The 3,301-nt window shown below is 58.0% G+C and carries 5 protein-coding genes; all 5 read left to right on the top strand.

What is annotated here, in order from left to right; all coding sequences use genetic code 11:
* Positions 1–383: 383 nt before the first annotated feature.
* Complete coding sequence (locus tag HIJ39_RS23895) at positions 384–1,289, top strand: NAD(P)-binding protein (RefSeq protein WP_207711857.1); 906 nt, start codon at positions 384–386, stop codon at positions 1,287–1,289.
* Positions 1,280–1,417 carry a hypothetical protein gene (locus HIJ39_RS23890; RefSeq protein ID WP_207711856.1) on the top strand — a complete coding sequence of 46 codons (138 nt, stop codon included), beginning with the start codon at positions 1,280–1,282 and terminating at the stop codon, positions 1,415–1,417. The genes HIJ39_RS23895 and HIJ39_RS23890 overlap by 10 nt, the downstream gene beginning before the upstream one ends.
* 63 nt (positions 1,418–1,480) lie before the next feature.
* Positions 1,481–1,897: a hypothetical protein gene (locus HIJ39_RS23885; protein WP_207711855.1), complete on the top strand. Its 417-nt coding sequence runs from the start codon at positions 1,481–1,483 to the stop codon at positions 1,895–1,897.
* Positions 1,898–1,968: 71 nt separating this feature from the next.
* A complete protein-coding gene (locus HIJ39_RS22065) occupies positions 1,969–2,238 on the top strand; it encodes a transposase (RefSeq protein WP_169103197.1) in 270 nt (89 codons plus the stop codon).
* Positions 2,235–3,188 (top strand): IS3 family transposase, encoded by a 954-nt coding sequence (locus HIJ39_RS22060; RefSeq protein ID WP_169103196.1) that lies wholly within the window; start codon positions 2,235–2,237, stop codon positions 3,186–3,188. The genes HIJ39_RS22065 and HIJ39_RS22060 overlap by 4 nt, the downstream gene beginning before the upstream one ends.
* The last annotated feature ends 113 nt before the right edge of the window (positions 3,189–3,301 follow it).

Genomic DNA, 3,301 nt, shown 5'->3' with positions numbered 1-3,301 from the left:
CGGAGAGCCGGATGTGGGAAAACCACAAGTCCGGTTCGATGAGGGGACGGCCCCGCAAGGGGCCTCCTACTCTACCAGATTACGGTGAGTATTCGCGGGGTAAGGGAACACACCGGGCCTAGCCGCGTCCTCGGCTCTGTGCATGTGGGGTCGCGTACGGCGCCCGTGATGACGGGACACCGCACGATTCATCTCACCTTGCGGGTCGAGACGGTTGTCCTTTCCCTGACCAGTCGAGGCGAAGGGGGTTTCGCCGTGCACAACTGGATGATTAGCCGAAGGCGGCCTGCACCATCATAGGCCAAAGGCGGGCATGGGCGCTGCCGGAGGTGGGGCTCTCCAACCCATGATCGTAATGAACACGACATAGGAAGGTGGACGTCATGAAAATTGGGGTTGTCGGCGCAGGGCCGGCCGGACTCTCGGCAGCCTACGAACTAACGGCCAAAGGCCAAGAGGTCACGGTATTTGAGCACGATCCGCAATTTGTCGGGGGAATATCGCGCACCGTCACATATCACGGCTACCGCTTCGACATTGGCGGCCATCGCTTCTTTTCGAAAAATCCGGAAGTCGAAGACTTTTGGTCGCAGATCTTAGGGGACGACCTCATGACACGGTCCCGCATGTCCCGCATTCTCTACAACGGGAAATTCTATGACTATCCCCTCAAGCCTCTTAACGCGTTTCGCAACATGGGCGTCCTGAATACGCTTCTCTGCGTCATAGATGCCAAAGCGCAGTTTGCGCCGCCCTCCGATCTCCGGACCTTCGAAGACTGGGTGGTGCGTCATTTTGGGCGGCGGCTCTATACGATGTTTTTCAAGACTTATACGGAAAAAGTCTGGGGGACGCCCTGCAATGCGATTAGTGCCGATTGGGATGCCCAACGCATCAAGGGATTGAGTTTGGCCAGCGCTATCAAAAACGCCTTTCGGCTGCAAGGGCACGACGATGCATCCGCCGTGATTAAGACCTTGGTGGATGAATTTCGCTATCCCCGGTTGGGGCCGGGCATGCTGTGGGACCAGGTGGTCCACGAGATGATGACCATGGGCGGCGTTCTCGAGATGGGTAGTAAGGTGATGGGGATGTTGCACCATGAGGGACGGGCACGCACAATCGCCTTCCGCCACGCGGACGGGGTCATGGCATCCTATGATGTGGACCATGTCGTATCCTCCATGCCCCTGCGCTCCCTCATCCGCGCCATGTCGCCAAAACCCCCGGGCCGGGTAATCCGGGCAGCGGAAGCGTTGCAGTATCGGGATTCCTTACGGTGGCGTTAGTTATCGATACCCCGGATTTGTTTCCGGACAACTGGATTTACATTCATGACCCGGCGGTGCGGGTGGGACGCATCCAGAATTTCGGAAACTGGAGCCCCGCCATGCTGGCGGATCCGGCAACGTCCTGATTGGGGTTGGAGTACTTTTGCTTCGAAGGCGACGGCTTATGGACAAGCTCGGATGACGACCTCTTGCGCCAGGCTGCCTCGGAACTTGAGACATTGGGATTGCTCCACGGGCATCATGTTATCGATGGCACGGTGGTGGGCGTGCCGAAAGCTTATCCGGTTTATGATGAGGCGTATCAACACCATGTCGCGCTTATCCGGGATTACCTGCGCAATGTGGCCTCCAATCTGCAGTTAGTGGGTCGCAATGGGATGCACCGGTACAATAATCAAGATCATGCCATGATGACGGGTTTTTTGCCGCACGGAACATCCTGGGGGCTGATTACGACCTCTGGGCAGTCAATGGCGACGCGGCCTATTTGGAGGAGGGTGGGACGAGCGCATGGTGCCCCGAGCGGTGGTCCGAAATTCCGCATGAAGCTTAGCCATGGGTGGTCCGTGAGGATTCTGGGGCGGGTGGTTCGCTATGCCTTTTAAGCCCCCTAAGGAAACATGACACGACCGATCTCTCCTGATAGTCTAAAGACATTCAAGGGAGAGACAGTAAAATGAGTCCAACTTATACCGCTGAATTTAAGTCGCAAGTCCTCCGTGAGGTGCAAGAGACCGGGAATGCCAGCTTAGTGGCCCGTCGACATCAAGTGAAACCCGAGACGGTACGCCGATGGGTGCGCGAGGCCAAGCGGGAGACCCATCCCGATCCCGATGCACTGAGCCTGGCCGATGAAAACGAACGGTTGAAAAGGCTCCTCGGGGAGAAAGACCTCCAAATCGCTATGTTGCAGGATCTCCTGAAAAAAAAGGGGATCCGTCCGTGACCGAATTGTGCGAACACGTGGAAGCCTGGCGTGACCAGGTTCCCCACGCTTCCGTGAAGGCCCTCTGTGCCGCTGTGCAATTGCCGCGTGGGACGTTTTATGCCTGGAGCCAGCGGCAACGCCAACCGCATCCGGACCGACGCCGCCAAGCGCCGGGGCGTGCGCCCCGGGGATATAGTGTGATGCGGGATGGCACCAAAATCCCCGATGGGCAGATCCTCGATTGGATCGTGGAGATTCTCGAGACCGACAACCCCCAATACGGCTACCATAAAATCACCTGGGTCTTGCGCCGCCGTTATCGGTTGGTCATTAGCTTCAAGAAAGTCTACCGGCTGCTCAAAAGTATGGCCTTGTTGTGGCCCCAACGGCGGCGCAAAGCGCAGCACCCGCGCCGTCTGGCACGGAATTGGGTGGTCACCCGGCCGAACCAACTGTGGGAGACGGACATCACCTATGGTTACATCGCGGGCGAAGATCGCTTTTTTTACCTGCAAGCCATCCTCGATGTGTGCGATCGGCAAATCATCGCCTACCATATCGGCTTATCCTGCCGGGCCGCAGACACAGCGCGCACCCTGGCCCAAGCTGTGAACCACCGGCGACCACAATGGGGGGCCGAACCGCCGGTGATCCGAACTGACAACGGGCCGCAATTTACGGCCCATGCGTTCGAAGCCCGCTGTGAGGAGTTGGAGCTCGTGCATGAGCGAATTCCGGTCGCAACCCCGAACATGAACGCCTTCATTGAATCCTGGCATGCCCAACTGGAACGCGAATGCTTGGCTCAGGAATTCACCACGTTCGCGGAGGCGTACCACGCTGTGAGCCAGTGGATTCAGGACTATAACGGGCGGCGACTTCATGGGAGTCTCAACTTTTGGTCTCCCCTCGAGATGGCAGCACGCGTGGCCGCCGGGCTAGACCAGTGGACGCCGGTGAGGGTGTAAAACGCCAAATCGCGGCGTCACGCCGCGAAAGAGATCGCTAGCAGCTTGTGTGAATAGTCCCGAACATCCGGCGCAAAAAGGACTTCGCGACCCGGATGGCGAAATAAAAACTT

The sequence above is a fragment of the Sulfobacillus harzensis genome, from assembly GCF_012933365.1.
In the GTDB taxonomy this organism is placed as follows: Bacteria; Bacillota; Sulfobacillia; order Sulfobacillales; family Sulfobacillaceae; genus Sulfobacillus_B; species Sulfobacillus_B harzensis.
Note: the sequence above shows the minus strand (reverse complement) of the source record. Positions and strands in the feature narration are given on the sequence as shown.

Excerpts from the sequence above, each read along its gene's own strand:
- HIJ39_RS22065 (WP_169103197.1), top strand. The coding sequence starts at position 1,969 with ATGAGTCCAACTTATACCGCTGAATTTAAGTCGCAAGTCCTCCGTGAG.
- HIJ39_RS23895 (WP_207711857.1), top strand. The coding sequence starts at position 384 with ATGAAAATTGGGGTTGTCGGCGCAGGGCCGGCCGGACTCTCGGCAGCC.